Genomic DNA, 20,501 nt, shown 5'->3' on the forward strand with positions numbered 1-20,501 from the left:
TTGGCGGATACCGTTGAAAAAAACAGAAATCACCTATCAGGGGATGAGCACAATCGCGCCTTTGACCTGACCGGCCCGCAGGCTGGCCAGTGCCTGATTGGCATCGTCCAGGGCGAAACAGGTGACATTGCTGTGCACGGGCGTATGACGCAGCTCTGCAAAAAACGCCGTGCCGTCCTCGCGGGTCAGGTTTGCCACTGAACGGATGCTGCGTTCGCCCCACAGCAGGCGATAGGGGAAGCTGGGGATGTCGCTCATGTGGATGCCCGCGCAAATTACACAGCCGCCCTTGACGGTGGCTTCCAGCGCCAGTGGCACCAGCGCACCGACGGGGGCGAAGATCAGGCTGGCGTCGAGCGGGTGCGGCGGCGGTTGATCCGAGGGACCTGCCCATTCGGCGCCCAGGGTTCGGGCATAGGCCTGGCCCTCGCTATCGCCCGGTCGGGTGAAGGCATACACCTGCTGCCCCCGGCCCCGTGCCACCTGAATCGCCAGATGCGCCGCCGCGCCGAAGCCATAAAGACCCAGATGACGCGCCCCTTTGGCCATTTGCAAGGCGCGAAAACCGATCAGCCCGGCACACAGCAGCGGTGCGGCTTCGGCGGCCGAGAGCGCGTCCGGGATGGGAAAACAGAAATGGGCGTCGGCAACGGTGTACTCGGCATAACCGCCATCCAGGTGACAGCCGGTGAACCGGGCGCGATCGCAGAGGTTCTCCCGGCCCGAGCGGCAGAATGTGCACTCACCGCACGTCCAGCCGAGCCAGGGAACGCCGACGCGCTTACCGACCCAGTCGGGCGCGACGTTGGCACCCACCGCCGTCACTTCACCGACGATTTCATGGCCCGGCACCCGCGGCAGCACTGCTTGCGGCAATTCACCATCCACCAGATGCAGGTCGGTGCGGCACACGCCACAGGCCAGGACTTTGATTAACAGTTGGTGTGCGTCGGGTATCGGGTTGGCACGCTCCTCCCGTTGCAGCGGCTGGCCGGGGGCATGCAAAACCATCGCGCGCATGACGATTCTCCAAAAGCCGATGCACCTGGGGCGTCAGGGGGGCGACTGCTGGTGACAGCCGACGACCAATTGCTTGAGCCCCTCCAGATTCAGGACTTTGACATTACGCCCGGAAATCTCGACCACCCCCTGATCCCGTAGATGAGCGATGCCCCGACAGATGGTTTCCAGGCGCAGGCCCAGATACGAGCCGATCTCTTCACGGCGCATCTTCAGCACGAAGTCTCTGGACGAGTACCCGCGAATGCTCAGCCGTTGCGACAGGTTCAGCAGGAAGGCTGCCAGGCGTTCATCGGAGTTCATGTTACCCATCATCATGAGCATGCTGTGATCACGCACGATCTCCCGGCTCAGGAGCTTGTTCATGTTGTGTTGCAGTGAGGGCAACTCCTGGGCGAGTTTCTCCAGTTGTGCGTAGTGCAGGGGGCAGACTTCGCTGTCTTCCATGGCAAAGGCGCTGCAGGCGTGCCGATCGTCGCTGATGGCGTCCAGACCGAGCATCTCGCCGGGTATCTGAAAACCGGTCACCTGCTCGCGGCCATCGACCGACAGCATGCTGGTCTTGAATGCACCAATGCGTACCGCATACAGCGAGCGCAACGGATCACCGGCCCGGTACAGGGCGGCACCTTTTTTCACCTTTACCCGCTGAACGATCAGGGTATCCAGCCGCTCGACCTCCTGGCCGGTCAAGCCGATCGGCAGGCATAACTCCAGGACGCTGCAGTTGGAGCACGCGGCCTTCAGATAATGATGTGGGTAGGGTCGGGTTTCGGGCATCGCTTGTAGCCCCCTGATAGTGGGTAAAGGATAGTTTGGATCGCAACTTCAATCGGGCGTTTACGGGGGCAATCGACGAGCGGGAAAAGGCTCGTCCTCGTCAAGACGGGGCAGCCGGCGCAGGACTTGATGTAAATCAAGTCCTGCGCGTTGCAGACTCCCAGAATTGGCGCATGTTTATCGGTATACCGAGCCCCTTGCGGAGAACGTCATGAGCGATTTTTTGAGTGCCGAGCAACTGGAAGGGCTGGATGCCTACTGGCGGGCCTCCAACTATCTGGCGGTCGGGCAGATCTACCTCAAGGACAACCCGTTGATGAAGGATCCGCTGACGCTGGCGCATGTAAAGCCACGGTTACTGGGACACTGGGGCACGACGCCGGGGTTGAACCTGATCTATACGCACCTCAACCACCTGATCACGACCCACGACCTGAACATGATCTTCATCGCCGGCCCCGGGCATGGCGGCCCGGCGGTCGTGGCCCAGACCTACATGGAAGGGACGTACACCGAATTCAACCCGTCGGTAGGGTGCAACACCAACGGTCTGACCCGACTGTTTCGGCAGTTTTCCTGGCCCTACGGCATTTCCAGCCATGTTTCAGCGCAGATTCCGGGGTCGATCCATGAAGGAGGCGAGCTGGGCTATAGCCTGGCCCATGCCTACGGCGCCGCGTTCGATAACCCGGATTTGATGGTGGCGTGTGTCATTGGCGACGGCGAGGCCGAAACCGGGACGTTGGCGGCCAGTTGGCACTCCAACAAGTTTCTCAACCCGGCGCGTGACGGGGCGGTGCTGCCGATTTTGCATCTGAACGGGTACAAAATCGCCAACCCGACCGTGCTCTCCAGCATCAGCGAGGAGGAGTTATCGGCCTTGATGTATGGCTATGGCTACGATCCGTATTTCGTCGAGGGCGATGACCCGCAAGAGGTTCATCAAGCCCTGGCCAAAACGCTGGACACCATCGTGCTGGAGATTCGGGAAATTCAGCGGATCGCGCGCCAACGGCCGCAAACCCGGACACCGGAGCGGCCCTTGTGGCCGATGCTGGTATTACGCACGCCCAAGGGCTGGACGGGACCGAAAATCGTCGATGGCCGTCGAGTCGAAGGCACCTGGCGCGCGCATCAAGTCCCCTTGGCCGATTTCCAGCAACCCACACACTTGCGGCAATTGGAGGAATGGCTTTACAGCTACCGCCCTGACGAGCTGTTTGACGCCAATGGCACCTTGCTGCCCGAAATCGCCGCCCTGGCACCGACCGGCCACCGGCGAATGAGCGCCAATCCACACGCCAACGGTGGGCTGCTGTTACGACCGCTGGAGCTGCCGCGGTTCACCGATTATGCGGTGAACATCGAGGTTCCCGGTGGTCTGCGCGCAGAAGCCACACGGGTGCTGGGAGCGTTTTTGCGAGACGTGATGAAAGACAATCTGACGTCGAGCAATTTTCGTCTGTTCGGCCCGGACGAAACCGCCTCGAACCGGCTGGATGCGGTGTATGAAGTCAGCGCCAAGGCATGGATGGAGCCGCTGGGCGTCGACGACGTCAATCTGGCAGCCGATGGCCGGGTGATGGAGATTCTGAGCGAACAGGTGTGCGAAGGCTGGCTTGAAGGCTATTTACTGACGGGCCGGCATGGGCTGTTTTCCTGTTACGAGGCGTTCATCCACATTGTCGACTCGATGTTCAACCAGCATGCCAAATGGCTGAAAACCGCTGCTGAAGTGCCATGGCGCAAACCCATTGCCTCGCTCAACTATTTGCTCACGTCCCATGTCTGGCGCCAGGACCATAACGGCTTCTCCCACCAGGACCCGGGGTTCATTGATCTGGTGGCGAACAAGACCGCGGACGTGGTCCGGATCTATCTGCCGCCCGACGCCAATTGCCTCTTGTCGGTGACCGATCATTGCCTCAGAAGCCGCGACTACGTCAACGTGATCGTGGCCGGCAAGCAACCGGAATGGCAATGGCTGAATATCGATGCGGCGATTCGTCATTGCCAGGTTGGTATCGGACGGTGGGATTGGGCCTGCCGGGACGATAGCGACCCCGACGTGGTCATGGCCTGTGCCGGCGACGTGCCGACCCTGGAAACCCTGGCCGCGGTCACTTTGCTGCGCGAATACGTGCCGGATTTGCGGGTGAGGGTGATCAATGTCGTCGATCTGATGGTGTTGCAACCGTCGTACCATCATCCCCATGGTTTGCCGGACAACGCATTCGATGAACTGTTCACCGTCGACCGGCCCGTGATTTTCGCTTTCCACGGCTATCCCGCGCTGATCCACCGACTGCTGTACAAACGCACCAATCACGAAAACTTTCATGTTCGCGGCTTCAAGGACGAGGGGGCGACCACCACACCGTTCGACATGGCGGTGCTCAACAACCTGGATCGGTATCAGCTGGCACTGGATGTCATCGAGCGCGTGCCCCGACTGCATGATCAGCTCCAGACCGCCCGGGCGCGCTACTGGGCGACGATGGAGAAACACAAGCTTTACCTCATCGAACACGGGCAAGACATGCCCGAAGTGATGCAGTGGCAATGGACACCGGCGCCGGATAACCGGGCTTGATGGGGATCACAGTTTCGGTATTGCCGGGGCAGGCTTGAGTGGCATCAGCGGCGGGAATTCCTCGGGGGTGAGGGTTTCCTTTTCCAGCAACAGACGGGCCCCCTCATCCAGGTCGGCCCGGCGACTCTCCAGCAATGCCTTGGCCCGTTGGTAGGCTTCATCGAGCAGGGCGCGGATACCCAGATCGATTTCCCGGGCGGTCTGTTCCGAATAATCCTTCTCGCCTACCGTGGCCATGCGGTCTCCCAGGTACGTTGCGTTTTGCCGCTCCAGCACCGATTGTCCGAGTTCGGCGCTCATGCCGAACCGGGTGATCAGTTGCCGGGCGATATCGGTCGCGCGGACAAGATCATCGGCGGCCCCGGTGGAGATCTGGCCATAGATCAGGTCTTCAGCGGCACGCCCGGCCATCAGCACGACAATCCGGTCCTTGAGGGTCTGGCAACTGATCAGGAAGTGATCCTCGGTCGGTCGTTGCAGGGTATAGCCGAGCGAGCCGATGGCGCGGGGCACGATCGACACTTTATGCACCGGGTCCATCGCCGGCAGCGTGCTGGCGGCCAGGGCATGCCCCATTTCGTGATAGGCCACCACCCGGCGCTCGTCGGGATCGAGCAGGCTGCTCTTGCGTTCGAGCCCCGCGATGAGCCGCTCTACGGCCGCGGTGAAATCGTTCAGGCTGACCGCTTCGGCACCGCGTCGAGTGGCGACGATGGCCGCTTCGTTAACCAGATTGGCCAGGTCGGCGCCGGTGAAGCCGGTGGTGATCTCGGCGATACGTGCGCCATCAAGCCCTGGCTCCACGGTGATTTTCTGCATATGAACCTTGAGGATCGCCTCCCGACCTTTGCGGTCGGGGCGGTCGATCAGAATCTGCCGGTCGAAGCGCCCCGCCCGCAACAACGCCGGGTCGAGGACCTCAGGCCGGTTGGTCGCGGCCAGCAACACCACGCCCTCACGGGGATCGAAGCCGTCCAGTTCAGCCAGTAACTGGTTGAGGGTCTGTTCTTTTTCGTCATTGCCGCCCAGCGTACCGATGCCGCGCATCTTGCCCAATGCGTCGAGTTCATCGATGAAGATGATGCAGGGCGCCGCCTGCCTGGCCTGCTCGAACAGGTCGCGTACCCGGGCTGCGCCGACTCCGACGAACATCTCGACGAACTCGGAGCCGGAGATCGAGAAAAACGGTACACCGGCTTCACCGGCGATGGCTTTGGCCACCAGGGTCTTGCCGGTGCCTGGCGGGCCGACGAGCAAGGTGCCCTTGGGAATGTGTGCGCCCAGGCGTTCGTATCGGGCCGTGTCCTTGAGAAACGAGACGATTTCCACCAGCTCGGCCTTGGCTTCATCGATGCCCGCGACATCGGCGAAGGTGACCCCGGTGTCGCGTTCGACAAACACCTTGGCCCGGGATTTACCGACATTCATCAGCCCGCCAAGGCCTTGTTTGTCCGCCATCCCGCGAAACAGGAAATTCCAGAACACCATGATCAGGACAAACGGCAACAACCAGCCCAACAGGCTGTTCATGAAGGTGTTTTCGGTGGTTCCGGTAAAACCGACGCCCGATTGAGACAGTTCGGTCGCCAGCGCCGGGTCGACCCGCACGGTGGAGAACCGCTCGCGTCCGTCGATGGGCTCTTGCAACTTGCCGCTGATCTGGTCCTTATCGACCCGCAAATCACTGACTTTTTGCTCGTTCAACAGTTGCAGGAATTGGCTGTACGGGAGGGGCTGCACCGCCTGGCGCTCACCGAAGAATATCTGTGCGAGGCTCAGCACGATAAAAGCGATCGCGAAGTAGGACAGATTCCACTGGTCGTTCTTTTTCATGGCCTTGGCTCAGAGTGGGAACGCAGGGTCGTTTATAACGGGCCGCCACCGCGCGGTCAGGGTTGTTCCACGCCCAGGGGATGAAAAGTCATTGAAAAGCGACACCCTGTTTCTGCAGGCCAGCGACCGACCCCTTTACTAAAGATAGCCTGCTTCAGCTTCTCCCTCGCGGGTGAAGCGCTACGCCATGCGGACCCTGGCAATAGCGGGGTGACCGACTGTCGGTTGTTGGCCCGAATTGACAATTATCAACCTGTGCAGCAAGGAACCGGGTCCAAATTAAGTCTTGAGGTTCACGGTGTTTTCAATGCGCGCCTCTGCAAGGTGGCGATTTGAAAGCACAGCTTCGCGTGGGATTTTTATCCAAGTCATTTGTGAGGAAAAGACCATGGACAAGTATCAGCAGAGTCAAAAAAACAACCTGTTCAAAACCCCGGCGCATGATCCGTATTGTTTGCCGCGAGTCGAAGGTTCTGCCATCTGTTCGGAGTGTGGAGCCGCTTATCAAGCGGGTAACTGGACCTGGAAGATTCCTGAGAACACGGTGATTCATGACGCGCAATCGATGATCTGCCCTGCCTGTCGGCGTACCAATGACAACAGGCCTGCCGGTACGCTGACGCTATCGGGCAGCTTCTTGCTTGAGCATCTGAATGAAATCGTCAACCTGATCAAAAATACCGAGGAACAGGAAAAAGCGGAACATGCCCTGGAGCGCCTCATCAGCCTGACCGACTCAGAGGATGCGCTGATTGTGACCACCACCGGTATCCATCTCGCGAACCGTCTGGGTCATGCACTTGAAGCGGCTTTCAAAGGACACTCCGATTATCAGTACAACGATAATGAGTACGGGCTGAGCGTCAGCTGGACGCGTGACGACTAGAAGCAGGCGAGCTTGTACTCGACGCGCACAAACTGCTATCGCTTACCAGGCAGGTTTATGCGGGTAGCCTGCCTGGCGCAGGTATTTGATATTTATCAACGCCAGGGAGATCACGACCGAACATATCCTGTATCAGGTGCCTTGCAGCGTTCTGGCAGTCTAGGGGCGGACCTTGCCGACTATACTCAATTGGCTGGAAAGCGAGTCAGCGGGCGGCGCCATGACGCAGCACTTCAATGCAAAACTCCATTTCGTAGGGGGGCACGTTGCATTCGACGATGTCATGGGCGGCCACTTGCAGGTGCACTCCGACAATATCGGCATGGATCGGCTGCTGGCAGACATGCCGGTCGACCAGTACTGCCGTGTAGACCCGACGAGCACCGAGTTGCGCCAGGTACGCGCAGGTGCGCAGGAGCGAATGGCCTTCAAACAGCACATCATCGACAATCAGCAGGGTGGTATTGGCAAGGTCCAGTGTGTTGAGAAGCGGGTTCTCGGTCAGTGCCGTGTGTGCATGCAGCACCTTGAGGTCATCGGCATAGCGCTTGACCTTCAGTGGGTAGAGAGGCAGTTCTGGCTGGCCGGTCTGACGTGACAGATGTTGCCGTAAACGCTGTGCCAGAGGCTCACCACGGCGCTGGATGCCGACCAATGCCGCTTGAGCGGGCGGCAACAGTGTTGCGGCCTGGCGCGCCATCGCCTGCAGCACCGAATCGAGTTCATCGCTGTCGTACAAGCGCAACCGCTGACTCGAAGGCAGAGTAGGCATGGCAGTCTCCCGTCGAAAGCCCGATGGGTGAATCATAGCGTAAGGGCTGTGTAGAGCATGCGCCTTGGGAGGACCACTGGACAGCCTTGCGCGGGGACTTGATATAAATCAACAACAAGGAGATTTCAGGAGCGGAATCTAAACTAAGGATGATGCTTGATTCAGTGAGGACGCGACAGCTGCCCACGGTCTGGAGAAGTCAGGGCGGTGTGATACGAACCGACAGGCGTGATCGCCGGGGAGGTTTCAAGTGATTCGGAGTCCCTCATCGCAAACCCTCTTGTGCGACCGGGTTGATGCCGGTCGGAGACTGGTAGAACCGTTGCTCAAATACGCTCATCGACCCGATGTCATCGTTCTCGCTTTGCCCCGTGGCGGCGTGCCGGTTGCCTATGAAATTGCCACGGCTCTGGAGGTGCGCCTCGACCTGATGCTGGTCCGCAAGCTGGGGGTGCCATTCCATGAGGAGTTCGCCATGGGCGCGATTGCCAGTGGCGGCATACAAATCGTCAATGAAGAGGCGCTGCGGGCGAACCGTATCGATCAACGCACACTCGATAACGTGGTTGCACGGGAAACGCAGGAGCTGGTGCGTCGCGAGCGTGCCTACCGTGGGACGCGGGCGCCGGTGCAACTCAAGGATCAGGTGGCGATTCTGGTTGACGACGGCCTGGCGACCGGCGCCTCGATGATGGCGGCGATACACGCGGTGCGCCTGCAATCACCGTCGCGCATCGTCGTTGCGGTGCCAGTGGCACCGCTTGATACGCTAGAGGCCCTGTATAGCGAAGTCGATGAGGTGATCTGCCCGCTGATTCCTGAGTGGATGATGTCGATCGGTTATTGGTACATGAACTTTTCCCAGACCTCGGACGATGAAGTCATCGATCTTTTGCAACGGGCCTGGCACAGAGAATCCGGCGGGAGTGTTCCCGGTCAGGAGGATTGAAATGATTGAGGCTCGCTATCGAAAGCTGGACCTGGGGGACGTGGCGCTGTCTGCCGACCTGCGTCTGCCCAAGAACGCTGTCGGCCTGGTGGTCTTCGTCCATGGCAGCGGCAGCAGTCGTTCAAGCCCGCGTAATCAACAAGTTGCCGAGTCGCTGGCCCGGCGAGGGCTGGGCACATTACTGTTCGATCTGCTCACTGAACCGGAGCAACGCCTGGACAATCAGACCCGGGAGCTGCGTTTCGATATCGCACTGCTTTGCGGGCGGTTAGTGAAGGTGATCGACTGGATTGGCCAGGATGCCGAACTGCAACAGCTTCGGATCGGATTGTTCGGCGCCAGCACCGGTGCCGCTGCGGCGCTAATGGCAGCGGCCGAGCGTGCGGACGTGGTGCATGCCGTGGTGAGCCGAGGAGGGCGGACCGACCTTGCGGGTGCGGCGCTGGCCCGCGTGAAGGCTGCGACCCTGCAGATTGTCGGTGAGCAAGATCCGGTGGTGATCAATCTGAATGTGCAAAGCAGTCATGCCTTGCGGTGTGAGAAATGTCTGGAAGTCGTGCCGGGCGCTACGCATCTTTTTGAAGAAACAGGCGCGCTTGAAACAGTCGCCAGGCTGGCTGGCGACTGGTTCGAGCGGTATCTGCACGAGGGTCGTCCAGCGTCGACCACCACTGTCTGATGCTTGTCATACGCCAAATGGTCCGTGCAAGGGAAGGGCGGCGGGTTATTTGCGCTTCCAGTATTTCTGCATTTCGATAAACAGAAAGGATGCCGTCCAGGTGATGAGTACCAGACCGGTCAGGGCCTCCAGACCCGTCAGGTACTTGAGGTTGCCCACCGGTGCAATATCGCCGAAACCGATTGTCGTGTACGTGGTGAATGAAAAGTACACGCAGTCCATCAGTGAACCATCGAAGTTGCCAGTCAGGCTGCCCCATTCTCCGGAGCGCACCATCAGGTAATAGACCAGCGCGAAGCACCACACCTCTATGGCATGGGCCAGCAGAGCACCGAACACCCCGACGACAATCCTGAAGCGGCTCCAGAGTTTAAGCCTCGGCAACCAGTCATTGAGGCGTAACAGGCATTCGTAATGGATCACCACTGCGACGATCACCACCAGCGTATTGATCAATGTGACCGCGAGCATCATGCACCTGTGAGTGTGTCCGGCTATCACTAACCGGTCATTAATTGACAAAAATCACGCCCCCACGGTCATAACGCCAGATGCTGTCATCACAGCCTGTCCCTCTACAGATCTTCAGGTGAAACCACCCATACACTGCACGGCATTTTGTACAGCAGATGCTCCACGGTGCTGCCCACCAATCGACCCATGCCACGATGGCCGACCCGACCCATGACAATCACATCGACGTTGTACGCATCGGCGTAATGGGTAAGGACCTTGGCCGGGTTGCCCATGATCATGTGCTGTTGCTCCGGCGCAATACCGTTGCGCTCGGCCAATTCGCGGAAGGCATCGCCCTGTGCATCGAACAGTGTCTTGGCTTTGCCTGAAGAGAAAAACGTCGAGGCGTTGTCGAAATCGAACTCGTCCGCGCTGATCGATGACAGGTCATGGGCATAGATAACATCGAGCTCGGCGTTGCAGGTACTAGCCAGCTTTGACGCCTCGCGCAGAATCCTGTCGTTGAAATCCTTGTACTGAGTATTGCTGTGGAAGGGGTCGACCGCGGCGACGATCTTGCGTGGCAACGCGTGCTGCACATGGCTGACAAAATGCAGCGGAACCGGGCATTCGCGCAGCAGATGAATATCCAGGGGCGTGAACATGATCCGTGACAGCAGCGACTCGTACTCCAGAGCCTTGATCAGGACTGCCATCGGCTGTTCTTTGAGGTGAACGAGGATTTCCTGCAACGGTCTTTCTACCCAAACCACTTCAGTGGTGACAGGCACACCGATTTTACGCAAGGGACGGGCCTGTTCTTCGAGCCACTGGCGATGGCGCTCGACATACCCGAGCCGCATCTGCTCCTGCACTTGTTCATTGACCAGGCTGGCCGTTGCCAAACCTTCCAGGTAATCGAAGGCGACGATGTGCAGGGCCGCGCCCGCGGCCTTGGCCAACGCGGCGGCCCGATCGAACGCGGGGCTGTTTTCCATGAGCGGCGAGACGACCAGCATGAAGCGTAATTGCTCAGACATGACCAAGCTCCTGTCAAAAACTGCGGAAACACCTGTGCTCCATGGCACCCATGCGTTTGGGCACCGATGCCCTGTTTTTTATCCTGTCACTGACGGGAGGAACGGGATTGATCTTTATCAACCTGGCGAGTGATGCTGCATGCGCCCCGACGTGTGGTGGGGGCGTTGTAGAGCCGCTTTCGGGTTTGTTTCCAGCAAACTGACGATTCAGAAGAACGGTCGACCCTATAGCTGACAAAGATCAAATCCCCCGGTTCTGAAGCGCTCACTCTGTGGTTCTACCCACTGCATCGAGATGGCCGTGCGCCGAGGTGCCCTATGTCGCAGACACAGCGTTTACTGTTGATCGCTCCTTCCGCCATGACTCGTACTCCAGCGTTCGACCGGGCCACCATGTTGGCCCGCGCGATACAATTGCCGATGTTGCAAGGAGAGTAGTGGTGAAAATTCAACGTCTGCTATTGATTGCCCCGACCGAAATGGTCCGCACCCCGGCTTTCGATCGGGCGCGAGCCCTGGCCTGTGCAACCGGTGCAATGTTTCACATCGTCGCTTTCGATCATGTCCAGGCACTGGCGGTGGCCGGCCTGTTTGACCACGACGCAATGGCTCAGGCGCGGGAAGGTTACTTGCAGGTGCATCGTCACTGGCTGGAGCAGCAAGCCCGGTTTCAACGATGCGAAGGGTTGCAGGTGACCACTGAAGTGGTCTGGGCCAGACCGAGCCTGGCGCATCTGCTTGAGTACGTGAATGACTTCCATGCGGACCTGGTGATCAAGGACACACATCGCGTGTCGGCACTCGATCGCGTCTTTCACCGGCCTCTGGACTGGCAGTTGCTGCGCAACTGTCCGGCCCCTTTGCACCTGGTCACCGATGCCGCAAATGCAAACCCGTTGAGCATACTCGCCACCGTTGACCTGTCCCATCTGGAGGCGCTGACCCAAGGGCTTAATGACCGGATTCTCGACCTGGCCTCGACGCTGGCTGAATCCTGCGGCGCCACCTTGCACCTGCTCAATGTCGACGGCTGGTCGGAGTTGGGGGAGTCTGAGGTGAACGTGCCGACAGCGACACTGGATGGCAGTTTGAGAGACGCGGTCATCGATGCTCAGCTGGAGGCCTTTGAGGTGCTTGCCGAGCGCTACGGAATCGAGAAACAACAGCAACATCTACTGCCTGGGATTCCCTCTGAGGTGATCGCACATTTTGTACAACGACATGCCTTCGACATGGTAGTACTGGGGACAACCTACCATCGCGGGATCGATATGTTCATCGGCAGTACGGCCGAAAGTGTGTTGAACCGGTCGCCCTCCAGTCTGACGATCGTCAAGCCATTGCCCCGGGTCGACTGACAGGTTCTGCCTGGCGCCCTCGCGACCACAAAAAAGCCCCTGACCGGTTTCCCGGCAAGGGGCTTTCTGTCGCGCGAAGGGCGATTCAGCTTGATTTGATTTGCACCTTTTTGTCCGCGTTCATGGCTTCGGGCTTCTTCGGCAGCGAAATGCTCAGCACACCTTTACTGAAGTTCGCTTCGATCTTGTCGGCATCGACACCTTTAGGCAGGCTGAATGCCCGCTGGAAGGAACCATAGTGACGCTCTGACAAGTGATAGCCCTTTCTTTTTTCTTCCTTGTCCTCTTTCTTTTCACCCTTGATGATCAGGTTGCCATTGGACAATTTGATGTCGATATTTTCCTGATCCATGCCCGGCAGTTCGGCGGTGATTTCGAAGCTTTCATCCTTCTCGGTAATGTCTACCGCAGGCAGGCTGCGGCCGATAAATTCCCGACTCCAGAACGGTTCGACATCGAACAGCCCACGCCGGAAAGGGGTCAACCCCGAGCCACGATTGAAGTCTTCGAACAGGTGATCGACCTGCTGGCGCAGTTTTTCCAGGGGCCGCCAAGGGTCTGCCACCGTCGGTTGCTGATCGGTTTTTTCGTCGTCGGTCTGCACCGGCATTTTCTTCTCGAAATTGGCCATTTTTCATTCCTCCTATCGAGCACTGCGGTGGGCCGGGAACGTCTCGGAGGCCGGTCCACCACGACAAATTCAGGCCTTACCTTAAAAGGTTAGTATTCCTGCAGCCGCCAGACCGACCAACAGTCGGTTTCTGACGGCGAGCCGTCTATTTCGAGAACTTGCGCGCACCGACCACGCAAAGGATCACCGCAACGGTCACACCCAACATGCCAAGGCTGACCTGCTCATGCAGCAGCGTGGCCGCCAGCGCCAGGCCAAAAAACGGCTGTAGCAGCTGAAGCTGACCGACGGCGGCAATCCCGCCCTGGGCCAGCCCGCGATACCAGAACACGAAGCCGAGAAACATGCTGAACAGCGAGACATAAGCCAGGCTGAACCATGCGGTCGGGGTGATTCCCGAGAGCGAAGGCGGGGCCAGGAACCAGGTCAGCGGCACCATGACGGGAAGCGACAGCACCAGGGCCCAGGAAATCACCTGCCAGCCGCCCAGTGTTCTTGAAAGCTTTGCGCCTTCTGCATAGCCCAATCCGCAGGCGAGGATGGCCAGCAACATCAGAATGTCCCCCGCAGGAGAGGCGGTCAGGCCTTGGGAAACGGCAAAACCTACCACCAGCAGGCTTCCCAACACTGAGAAGAACCAGAAAACCGGCCGGGGACGCTCGCCACCGCGCCAGACGCCGAAGGCTGCTGTGGCGAGTGGCAACAGGCCAACGAAGACGATGGAATGCGCAGACGTCACATATTGCAGTGCCAGCGCCGTCAGCAGCGGAAACCCCAATACAACGCCCAAGGCCACGATTGCCAGGGAGAGAAGCTGACTCTTGGCCGGTCGTTTTTCGTTGAAAAGCAGCAACATGCACAGCGCCAGAAGGGCAGCGATGCTGGCCCGCGCAACCGTCAAAAAGACCGGGTCAAACTCCAGAACGGCCACCCGCGTCGCCGGCAGCGAGCCGCTGAAAATGAGCACGCCGATAAACCCGTTGAGCCAGCCGCTCGCGGTCTTTTCCGTGGTGTGGGTTTGCAGATTCGATGTGCGTTCCATGAGGACTCCCTTTATGCCGGTTGCATGGGAGGCATCCTATGGACGAAACTCAATACAATCAAAATATTGTCATGGATACACTTGCGCATGCCTCGTTCACGCTACAAATCACTGGTGGATGAATTTGCCGCGGACATCCGCTCAGGACGACTGTTGCCGGGCACGCGCTTGCCGACCCACCGTCAGTTGGCGGCAACGGAAGGCCTGGCGCTGGTGACGGCTAGCCGCGTTTACGCGGAGCTGGAAGCCATGGGCCTGGTCAGCGGGGAAATGGGGCGGGGCACCTTTGTGAGGGAAACCTCGTGGTCACCGGGTCAGAGTATCGACCAGCATAGCGTTGCCGCTGGCATGACGGACCTGAACTTCAACTATCCAGCGCTTCCCGGGCAGGCAGAACTGCTACGAAATGCCCTGCGCCAGCTCGCATCGGCCGGCGATCTGGAATCGCTGCTGCGCTACCAGCCACACGCGGGGCGCCTGCATGAACGCGCCTCGGTGGCGCGCCATCTGCGCGTCCGAGGCCTGGCGGTTGAGGCGGAGCAGGTGCTGATCGTTACCGGTGCCCAGCAGGGGCTGGCCGTGACGATGATGGCGCTGTTGCAACCCGGTGACGTGATTGCGGCGGATGCCTTGACCTATTCAGGATTCAAGGCCCTGGCCGACTCACTGCACCTTGAAATCGTGCCCATTCCGGTGCTCGATCACGGCCCTGATCTGGAGGCGCTGGAAAGCCTGTGCCGGCACAGGCGCGTGCGGGCCGTGTACACGATGCCGACCCTGCACAATCCGCTGGGATGGGTGATGAGTGCCGATCAACGCGACTGCCTGGTGACGATTGCGCGCCGTCATGGGCTGCTGATCATTGAGGACGCCGCTTACGCCTTCCTGGCGGAAAATCCTCCCGCACCGCTGGCGGACCTCGCCCCTGAGAGAACGGTGTACGTATCAGGCCTCTCCAAGAGCGTGGCCACCGGACTGCGCATCGGCTTCGTCGTCGCCCCCCTTCAACACGTGCCCGCGCTGGAACGCACGATCAAAGCGACCACCTGGAATACCCCGGGCGTGATGACAGCAATCGCCACTGCATGGCTCGACGACGGCACCGTCATGCAACTGGAAGCCGAGAAGCGCCAGGACGCGCAAGCGAGGCAAGTCGTGGCCGGCGAGGTACTGGCGGGGCTGCGCTGCATTCGCCATCCCTCGTCGTATTTTCTTTGGCTGCCGTTGTCGGAAGACGCAAGAGCCGACCAGATCGCCATGGCGTTGATGCGGGAAAACGTCTCGGTTTCCACCGCCGAACCTTTTGCCACTTCGGTCAACGTCCCGCATGCGTTTCGCTTGGCGCTGGGCTCGGTGGAGATGGGTGCATTACGCGAGGCGCTGGAAAAAGTGAAGTGGATGATTGGGGCTTATTCGTAATCGGAAGAGGGCTGTGCAGATTTGATTCAAGCGCCGCTCTGAACCTGCTCACTAATAAGTTGGGCCAATACCCGTACCGGCTCGGTAAAACTTTGCCGAGCCCGATGGACGAGGCCGATATCACGATGAAAGGTGTGTGGCCCCAAGTCCAGCGCACGCACCCCGGCCGGCCAATCCTGATGGGTCGCCGTCTGCGGCACCAGCGCTACACCGACGCCATTTTCGACCAGCTTGATAATGGCCTCCAGTTCATCCAGCTCGCACACTTCACGCAAGGTGAAATGCATCTGCCGCAAGAAGCGATCGACCTGCCTGCCGCCGAACGATGACCGGTCATAGCGAATGAAGGGTTGGCTGGAAAGCAGTGCCGACCAGTCTTCTCCGGGCACATCGCGCGGAACGATCAGCCGGTAGGGCTCAAGTGCCAGAGTCGTCCAGCGCAGATCGCTTTGCAGCGAGAAGGGCGGGCGAATGATCACCGCCATGTCGATCTCGCCGGCATCCACCAGGTTGACCAACTCCATCGACAGGCCCGGGATCACACGGGTTCGGCATTGCGGACATTGCTGGTGAAATCTGGCGAGCGCATCCGGCAAGAACGAGCGCTGCACGGAAGCGATGGCGCCGATGTTCACCAGCACGCTGGCCGGCAGCCCAACCGTGGTGGAACCCAGATTGTCATAAAGGCGAAGCAGCTCCTGCGCCTGCAGAAGTATCTGATGCCCCATCCTGTTCAGGTGAGCCGAGCGGCCCTTGCGGTCGAAAATCTGGAAACCCAGCTCGGCCTCCAGACGTTGCATCTGGGCGCTCACGGCGGCCTGCGTCAGCCCGATCCTGTTGCCGGCAGCGGCAAAGGTGCCTTCCCGTGCGACGGCGATAAGTGTTTTCAGTTCTTTGATCATTCACAAATATTAATTGTGTTTCTAAGAAATATATATTGATTTTTTTGTTTGGTCTGCGGCTCTACGATTGGCTCCGTTCTCAAAAACAAAACCGATAAAAACACCTTGATTGGAGTTCCGATGAGCCTTTCTCCTTTTCACCTGGCGATCCCTGTTTATGACCTCGCGGCGGCACGCACCTTTTACGGTGAAGTGTTCGGGCTGCAAGAGGGTCGCTCCAGCACGCAGTGGGTCGACTTTGATTTCTACGGTCACCAACTGGTTATTCATGAGCACCCAAAGACTGCTTCTCAGGAGAGCGTGCATAGCAATCCGGTAGACGGGCACGACGTCCCCGTTCCGCACTTCGGCATCATCCTGGAGTGGCAGCAGTGGGAAGCCCTGGCCGAGCGCCTGAAGTCCTTTGGTACCGAGTTTGTGATCGAGCCCTACATTCGATTCAAGGGGCAGGTCGGCGAACAAGCCACCATGTTCCTGTTCGATCCGTGTGGCAACGCACTTGAGTTCAAGGCGTTCAAGGATATGAGCCAGCTCTTCGCCAAGTAATAGAAGTAATGGCACAACCTTGTTGTGCCATTCGATTTCAAGTGAGCTGGAAGCTCATGACTCTAGCAACTGCTACGTAACGCAGTCCTTTCATTCCAACAAGAAGGCTAGACATGAAACGTATCCCTTTGGTTTGGCAAATAGTTGCCGGGCTGTTGCTTGGCGTGCTCGTCGGTTGGTACTTCAATACACACCCGCAGTATCAAGGGTGGATCAGTTCTGAAGTCCTCAAACCCCTTGGCGATATCTTCATCAAGATGATGAAGATGGTCGTGGTTCCCATTGTGTTCTGTTGCATGATTCTGGGGATTGCCGGCGGCGGTGATAACAAGTCTTTTGGGCGCATGGGCGTCAAGTCGCTGGGGTATTTCTTCGCGATTACCGGCCTGGCCATTGTGATGGGGCTGTGTTTCGCCAATATCTTCGAGCCCGGCACGGGCACTGATATTTCGGGCATTTCCCACAGTACTGCGTCGGTCAACATGGAGCCTTCGAAGGGCGCTCTCGTCATCCTGCAAAACATCGTTCCCGATAACGTTTTTGTCGCAATGTCGGAAGCGAAGTTGCTCTCGGTACTGTTCTTCGCCGTGTTGTTTGGCCTGGCATTGAACTCGCTCCCCAGAGAAAAAAGCGCACCGGTGGTGGCGGTGGTTCAAGGCATCTCTGATGCCATGTTCAAGGTCGTCAGTATTGTCATGGCTTATGCGCCGATCGGGGTGTTCGGCATGATCGGCGCTACCGTGGCGACCTTCGGTTTTGCCTCACTCTTGCCTTTGCTCAAGTTGATCGGTGTGGTTTACCTGGCACTGATTGTCTTTGCGCTGGTGGTGCTGGGCGGTATTTGCTACCTGATTGGCGAGAATATTTTCAAACTCATCAAGTACTTCCGTAATGAGCTGATTCTGGCGTTCTCCAGCGCCGCATCGGCGTCAGTCATGCCGCAGCTGATGAGCAAGCTGGAACACTATGGCGTGCCGCGCCGTATCGTCAGTTTCGTGGTGCCGGTGGGGTATGCATTCAACCTGGATGGCGCGTCGATCTTCCTCGGCGTAGCAACGATTTTTGTCGCGCAACTCTATGGGATCGACCTGTCGCTGTCCCAGCAGATACTGCTGGTGGTGACGATGGTGCTGACCTCCAAAGGGGCCGCCGGGGTTCCCGGCTTCGCCATCATCATCCTGTCCGCCACCTTGGCATCCGCCGGTCTTCCATTGGAAGGGGTCGCACTGATTGCCGGCATCTTCCGGATTATCGACAGCGGTACCACCACCCTGAACGTGCTGGGCAATGCGATTGCACCCTTGGTCATCGCCAAGTGGGAAAAGGTCAGCATTGAGCCTTCAGGTGTAGCCCGGGTGGTGCAGAAAACCTAGCCATGAAGAGCCGTCGGCCAACCCCGGGCGATGGCTCTGGTCTTTTATTCGAGGTAAAACATGACCGATAACAGCCTGAGAGCCGATCTTTTTTCTGCGTACCGAATGGGCGCATTCGATCTCCCCAACCGTATTGTCATGGCGCCAGTCACCCGTAGCCGCATGGGTGAAGACGGTGTGCCTGACGAACTGCATGCCACTTACTACGCCCAGCGGGCCAGCGCCGGACTGCTTATCAGCGAGGCCACCAATATTTCCGCCCAGGGTCGCGGCTATGCCATGACCCCTGGTATCTGGACGCCAGAGCAGGTGGCTGGCTGGAAGAAGGTGACCGATGCCGTCCATGCCGCGGGGGGGCGAATCGTTTGCCAGCTGTGGCACGTGGGACGCTTCTCCCACGTAGACCTGCAACCGGATGGCGCACTTCCGGTGGCGCCATCGGCGATCAAAGCCCAAGGCACCACCTACACCGCCAACGGCGTGGTTGAAGTGTCCATGCCCCGCGCTCTGGAGACATCGGAGATCCCGGGCATCATCGAGCAGTACAAGCACGCAGCAAAATGTGCAAAACGCGCAGGCTTCGACGGCGTTGAAGTTCACTCTGCCAACAGCTATCTGCTAGACCAGTTCTTGCGCGATTCCACCAATCAGCGCACCGACCAATACGGCGGTTCCATCGAGAACCGGACTCGGTTGACCCTCGAAGTCACCGAAGCCGTGGTCGCGATCTGGGGCAGCGACCGGGTTGGCATCCGCCTCTCGCCGGTGACGCCGGACGCGGGCAATACACCGCCCGACAGCAACGTCATGGTCACCTACGGCTATCTGATCAAGCGACTGAACGCGTTCCAACTGGCTTATCTGCATATCGTCGAAGGGGCCACCGCCACATCTCGCGATGTACCGGAAGGCATTGACCTGGACGCGCTACGGGCGTTGTTCGACGGCCCGTACATTGGCAACAACGGTTATGACCTTGATCTGGCCGTTTCGCGGCGCGCGCAAGGCAAGGTCGATGCCGTCGCATTCGGCCGACCTTTTATCGCCAACCCGGATCTGGTCGAGCGTCTGCGCTTTGGCTTCGAGTTGGTCGTTGCACCCCGTGAGGCTTACTACGGCGGTGGGGCAGAGGGTTACACCGACTGGCCCACCACCGACGCTGGAGGTGAAGTGAATGTCTGATCAACGGAAAACTCCACTCGGCAAATCCCAGGCGCTGGTCAGCCCCATCGGGCTGGGCACCGTCGGCATGGCGGGCTTCAACAACCACGTCAACTATCGCCAGTTCGAAGAAGCCATCGGTGTGGCTTTCGAAGGAGGCATCCAACACTTCGACGCAGCGCCGTTCTATGGGCATGGCAAGGCCGAGTATTACTTGGGGCATGCGATCCGAGAGCTGGGAATTCGCCAACACGTAACGCTCAGCACCAAGGCTGGCCGGATTCTGAAGCCCGCCAATCGCTTCAGGGAAGTGAAGGGGCGATATGCAATTGATTGGGTCGAGCCGCTGCCCTTTGTGGCGGAGTACGACTACTCCTACGACGGCATCATGCGTTCGTTCGAAGACAGCCAGTTTCGCCTGGGGCAAGACTTCATCGACGTTCTGCTTTTGCATGATGTGGGCGAAGCCTGGCACGGCGATCAGGCCGCCATCTATTGGGATCAGCTCAATAAAAGCGGTGGCTACCGGGCGCTCGATGAGTTGCGCGGAGGCGGCTATATATCGGCCGTTGGCCTCGGCGTAAACGACACCGATTCGGTACTTCGCGCCTCGTCCGAGTTCGACTTCGATTGTGCACTGATTGCCGGGCGCTACTCATTGCTCAATCACGCGCCGTTGGACGGTGCCTTTGACGAACTCCAAAAGCGCAATGTCTCGATCATCGCGGCAGGTGTTTTCAACTCGGGAATTCTGGCGACAGGAACGAAAGCCGGCAACCTGACGTATGACTACAACACCGTCCCCGAGGACATCCTGACGCGCGTCAGGAGCATCGAAAAAGTGTGCGATGCGTTCAATGTCGAACTCGTGTCCGCCGCGATCGAGTTCGTCAAATTGCACCCCGCCGTCAGCACGGTGTTGCTCGGTGTGCAGAACGCAGAGGCCGTCAGCACGAATCTTCAAGCGGCGTCCAGATCAGCCCCCAAGGCCTTCTGGGAAACGTTGAAAGTGCACGGCTTGATCCCCGAAAAAGCGCCGGTTGAATGATTGCAGGCCGGCG

At 59.0% G+C, this 20,501-nt stretch carries 19 protein-coding genes; 10 read left to right on the forward strand and 9 right to left on the reverse strand.

The annotated features are described in order from the left end of the window. Positions 1-36: 36 nt before the first annotated feature. The gene (locus ACZ89R_RS29680; RefSeq protein ID WP_429547247.1) at positions 37-1,020 is read right to left on the reverse strand and encodes a zinc-dependent alcohol dehydrogenase family protein; all 984 of its coding nucleotides are present in this window, start codon (positions 1,018-1,020) and stop codon (positions 37-39) included. A gap of 33 nt (positions 1,021-1,053) precedes the next feature. Further along, positions 1,054-1,800 carry a fumarate/nitrate reduction transcriptional regulator Fnr gene (fnr, locus tag ACZ89R_RS29685; protein ID WP_429547246.1) on the reverse strand — a complete coding sequence of 249 codons (747 nt, stop codon included), beginning with the start codon at positions 1,798-1,800 and terminating at the stop codon, positions 1,054-1,056. Between the two features lie 211 nt (positions 1,801-2,011). On the opposite strand from fnr, the gene ACZ89R_RS29690 reads away from it, so the two are divergent. Then, complete coding sequence (locus tag ACZ89R_RS29690; RefSeq protein WP_476241482.1) at positions 2,012-4,393, forward strand: phosphoketolase family protein; 2,382 nt, start codon at positions 2,012-2,014, stop codon at positions 4,391-4,393. Positions 4,394-4,399: 6 nt separating this feature from the next. Here ACZ89R_RS29690 and ftsH read toward each other — a convergent pair whose 3' ends face one another. Further along, positions 4,400-6,226, reverse strand: coding sequence for an ATP-dependent zinc metalloprotease FtsH (gene ftsH, locus ACZ89R_RS29695; RefSeq protein WP_429547245.1), 1,827 nt, complete (start codon positions 6,224-6,226; stop codon positions 4,400-4,402). Between the two features lie 388 nt (positions 6,227-6,614). Between ftsH and ACZ89R_RS29700 the strand changes: the two genes are divergently transcribed. Continuing rightward, positions 6,615-7,112 carry a BCAM0308 family protein gene (locus ACZ89R_RS29700; protein ID WP_123494005.1) on the forward strand — a complete coding sequence of 166 codons (498 nt, stop codon included), beginning with the start codon at positions 6,615-6,617 and terminating at the stop codon, positions 7,110-7,112. Between the two features lie 205 nt (positions 7,113-7,317). Here ACZ89R_RS29700 and ACZ89R_RS29705 read toward each other — a convergent pair whose 3' ends face one another. Next, the gene (locus ACZ89R_RS29705) at positions 7,318-7,884 is read right to left on the reverse strand and encodes a phosphoribosyltransferase family protein (protein ID WP_429547244.1); all 567 of its coding nucleotides are present in this window, start codon (positions 7,882-7,884) and stop codon (positions 7,318-7,320) included. Positions 7,885-8,137: 253 nt separating this feature from the next. Here ACZ89R_RS29705 and ACZ89R_RS29710 point away from each other — a divergent pair, with 253 nt between their 5' ends. Together ACZ89R_RS29710 and ACZ89R_RS29715 are read left to right on the forward strand one after the other, a co-directional pair. After that, the gene (locus ACZ89R_RS29710) at positions 8,138-8,833 is read left to right on the forward strand and encodes a phosphoribosyltransferase (protein WP_429547931.1); all 696 of its coding nucleotides are present in this window, start codon (positions 8,138-8,140) and stop codon (positions 8,831-8,833) included. 1 nt (position 8,834) lies between these two features. Next, a complete protein-coding gene (locus ACZ89R_RS29715) occupies positions 8,835-9,512 on the forward strand; it encodes a dienelactone hydrolase family protein (RefSeq protein WP_429547243.1) in 678 nt (225 codons plus the stop codon). A gap of 45 nt (positions 9,513-9,557) precedes the next feature. Here the strand turns inward: ACZ89R_RS29715 and ACZ89R_RS29720 are convergent, their stop codons facing one another. Together ACZ89R_RS29720 and ACZ89R_RS29725 are read right to left on the reverse strand one after the other, a co-directional pair. Continuing rightward, positions 9,558-9,983, reverse strand: a complete 426-nt coding sequence (locus ACZ89R_RS29720; RefSeq protein ID WP_429547242.1) for a potassium channel family protein — start codon at positions 9,981-9,983, stop codon at positions 9,558-9,560. 104 nt (positions 9,984-10,087) lie between these two features. After that, positions 10,088-11,008 (reverse strand): universal stress protein, encoded by a 921-nt coding sequence (locus ACZ89R_RS29725; protein WP_429377007.1) that lies wholly within the window; start codon positions 11,006-11,008, stop codon positions 10,088-10,090. A gap of 440 nt (positions 11,009-11,448) precedes the next feature. Here ACZ89R_RS29725 and ACZ89R_RS29730 point away from each other — a divergent pair, with 440 nt between their 5' ends. Beyond that, positions 11,449-12,366 (forward strand): universal stress protein, encoded by a 918-nt coding sequence (locus ACZ89R_RS29730; RefSeq protein WP_429547241.1) that lies wholly within the window; start codon positions 11,449-11,451, stop codon positions 12,364-12,366. Between the two features lie 85 nt (positions 12,367-12,451). Here ACZ89R_RS29730 and ACZ89R_RS29735 read toward each other — a convergent pair whose 3' ends face one another. Then, positions 12,452-12,997: an Hsp20/alpha crystallin family protein gene (locus ACZ89R_RS29735; RefSeq protein ID WP_123494025.1), complete on the reverse strand. Its 546-nt coding sequence runs from the start codon at positions 12,995-12,997 to the stop codon at positions 12,452-12,454. Positions 12,998-13,142: 145 nt separating this feature from the next. Then, on the reverse strand, positions 13,143-14,039 hold the full coding sequence (locus tag ACZ89R_RS29740) for a DMT family transporter (protein ID WP_429377002.1): 897 nt from the start codon (positions 14,037-14,039) through the stop codon (positions 13,143-13,145). Positions 14,040-14,126: 87 nt separating this feature from the next. On the opposite strand from ACZ89R_RS29740, the gene ACZ89R_RS29745 reads away from it, so the two are divergent. Further along, positions 14,127-15,458, forward strand: coding sequence for an aminotransferase-like domain-containing protein (locus tag ACZ89R_RS29745; RefSeq protein ID WP_429547240.1), 1,332 nt, complete (start codon positions 14,127-14,129; stop codon positions 15,456-15,458). A 26-nt stretch (positions 15,459-15,484) separates the two neighbouring features. Here ACZ89R_RS29745 and ACZ89R_RS29750 read toward each other — a convergent pair whose 3' ends face one another. Then, positions 15,485-16,360 (reverse strand): LysR family transcriptional regulator, encoded by an 876-nt coding sequence (locus ACZ89R_RS29750; RefSeq protein ID WP_476241483.1) that lies wholly within the window; start codon positions 16,358-16,360, stop codon positions 15,485-15,487. 120 nt (positions 16,361-16,480) lie between these two features. Here ACZ89R_RS29750 and ACZ89R_RS29755 point away from each other — a divergent pair, with 120 nt between their 5' ends. The 4 genes from ACZ89R_RS29755 to ACZ89R_RS29770 all read left to right on the forward strand — a co-directional run bounded on the left by ACZ89R_RS29755 (position 16,481) and on the right by ACZ89R_RS29770 (position 20,488). Next, the gene (locus ACZ89R_RS29755) at positions 16,481-16,906 is read left to right on the forward strand and encodes a VOC family protein (RefSeq protein WP_008013629.1); all 426 of its coding nucleotides are present in this window, start codon (positions 16,481-16,483) and stop codon (positions 16,904-16,906) included. A gap of 113 nt (positions 16,907-17,019) precedes the next feature. Beyond that, complete coding sequence (locus ACZ89R_RS29760; protein ID WP_429547239.1) at positions 17,020-18,279, forward strand: cation:dicarboxylate symporter family transporter; 1,260 nt, start codon at positions 17,020-17,022, stop codon at positions 18,277-18,279. Between the two features lie 60 nt (positions 18,280-18,339). Continuing rightward, a complete protein-coding gene (locus tag ACZ89R_RS29765) occupies positions 18,340-19,461 on the forward strand; it encodes an alkene reductase (RefSeq protein ID WP_429547238.1) in 1,122 nt (373 codons plus the stop codon). Next, entirely contained in the window at positions 19,454-20,488 is a 1,035-nt protein-coding gene (locus ACZ89R_RS29770) for an aldo/keto reductase (RefSeq protein ID WP_429547237.1), read from the forward strand. The genes ACZ89R_RS29765 and ACZ89R_RS29770 overlap by 8 nt, the downstream gene beginning before the upstream one ends. The last annotated feature ends 13 nt before the right edge of the window (positions 20,489-20,501 follow it).

It is taken from the genome of Pseudomonas sp. TE3728, assembly GCF_056279145.1.

What these genes read in the sequence shown, in the direction of transcription:
- fnr (WP_429547246.1), bottom strand. Translation starts at nt 1,800, where the DNA reads ATGCCCGAAACCCGACCCTACCCACATCATTATCTGAAGGCCGCGTGC.
- ACZ89R_RS29735 (WP_123494025.1), bottom strand. Translation starts at nt 12,997, where the DNA reads ATGGCCAATTTCGAGAAGAAAATGCCGGTGCAGACCGACGACGAAAAA.
- ACZ89R_RS29745 (WP_429547240.1), top strand. Translation starts at nt 14,127, where the DNA reads ATGCCTCGTTCACGCTACAAATCACTGGTGGATGAATTTGCCGCGGAC.
- ACZ89R_RS29690 (WP_476241482.1), top strand. Translation starts at nt 2,012, where the DNA reads ATGAGCGATTTTTTGAGTGCCGAGCAACTGGAAGGGCTGGATGCCTAC.
- ACZ89R_RS29720 (WP_429547242.1), bottom strand. Translation starts at nt 9,983, where the DNA reads ATGCTCGCGGTCACATTGATCAATACGCTGGTGGTGATCGTCGCAGTG.
- ACZ89R_RS29765 (WP_429547238.1), top strand. Translation starts at nt 18,340, where the DNA reads ATGACCGATAACAGCCTGAGAGCCGATCTTTTTTCTGCGTACCGAATG.
- ACZ89R_RS29755 (WP_008013629.1), top strand. Translation starts at nt 16,481, where the DNA reads ATGAGCCTTTCTCCTTTTCACCTGGCGATCCCTGTTTATGACCTCGCG.
- ACZ89R_RS29680 (WP_429547247.1), bottom strand. Translation starts at nt 1,020, where the DNA reads ATGCGCGCGATGGTTTTGCATGCCCCCGGCCAGCCGCTGCAACGGGAG.
- ACZ89R_RS29725 (WP_429377007.1), bottom strand. Translation starts at nt 11,008, where the DNA reads ATGTCTGAGCAATTACGCTTCATGCTGGTCGTCTCGCCGCTCATGGAA.
- ACZ89R_RS29705 (WP_429547244.1), bottom strand. Translation starts at nt 7,884, where the DNA reads ATGCCTACTCTGCCTTCGAGTCAGCGGTTGCGCTTGTACGACAGCGAT.
- ACZ89R_RS29700 (WP_123494005.1), top strand. Translation starts at nt 6,615, where the DNA reads ATGGACAAGTATCAGCAGAGTCAAAAAAACAACCTGTTCAAAACCCCG.
- ACZ89R_RS29760 (WP_429547239.1), top strand. Translation starts at nt 17,020, where the DNA reads ATGAAACGTATCCCTTTGGTTTGGCAAATAGTTGCCGGGCTGTTGCTT.
- ACZ89R_RS29750 (WP_476241483.1), bottom strand. Translation starts at nt 16,360, where the DNA reads ATGATCAAAGAACTGAAAACACTTATCGCCGTCGCACGGGAAGGCACC.
- ACZ89R_RS29770 (WP_429547237.1), top strand. Translation starts at nt 19,454, where the DNA reads ATGTCTGATCAACGGAAAACTCCACTCGGCAAATCCCAGGCGCTGGTC.
- ACZ89R_RS29715 (WP_429547243.1), top strand. Translation starts at nt 8,835, where the DNA reads ATGATTGAGGCTCGCTATCGAAAGCTGGACCTGGGGGACGTGGCGCTG.
- ACZ89R_RS29740 (WP_429377002.1), bottom strand. Translation starts at nt 14,039, where the DNA reads ATGGAACGCACATCGAATCTGCAAACCCACACCACGGAAAAGACCGCG.
- ftsH (WP_429547245.1), bottom strand. Translation starts at nt 6,226, where the DNA reads ATGAAAAAGAACGACCAGTGGAATCTGTCCTACTTCGCGATCGCTTTT.